Consider the following 656-nt stretch of genomic DNA (forward strand, 5'->3'; position numbering starts at 1 on the left):
CAGCTTCACCGATGCCTACTTCGAAACCATGTCGGGCATCACCACCACAGGCTCCACAGTACTCAGTGGCTTGGACAACATGGCGCCAAGCATTTTGTTATGGCGCTCCATCTTGCAATGGCTGGGTGGCATTGGCTTTATCGTAATGGCGGTGGCAATCCTACCCATGTTGAACGTCGGTGGTATGAAGCTGTTCCAAACGGAATCGTCCGACTGGTCAGATAAAAGCAGCCCAAGAGCCAAAACCGTAGCGAAGAACATCGTGTTGGTGTATCGGATCTTAACGGGCATGTGCATTGGTGGTTATGTTCTGACGGGCATGAACCTGTTTGAAGCGATCAACCACGCCTTTACCACCCTATCTACCGGCGGTTACTCGACCTCCGATAGCTCGATGAACAACTTCTCCAACGGTGCGCACTGGGTCGCGACCACTTTCATGTTCTTGGGCGGTCTGCCATTTCTATTGTTTGTTGCCGCTTTACGCAAACGCAGCATCGATATTCTGGTCAAAGATGCACAGGTACGAGGCTTTGCATACTTGTTCTTGTTCTCAAGCTTAGTGGTTGCCGCTTGGCTAGTGATTCGCGATGGTTACACAATTTTGGATGCCCTGCGAGTGTCGATGTTCAACATCGTTTCTGTGGTGACAACCA

At 50.8% G+C, this 656-nt stretch carries 1 protein-coding gene; it reads left to right on the top strand.

Features of this window, described 5'->3' with window-relative positions; genetic code table 11:
* The coding region (locus R8O11_RS28430; RefSeq protein WP_318195019.1) for a TrkH family potassium uptake protein at positions 1-656 on the top strand (656 nt) is incomplete at both ends.

The organism is Vibrio sp. 1288 (assembly GCF_033344475.1).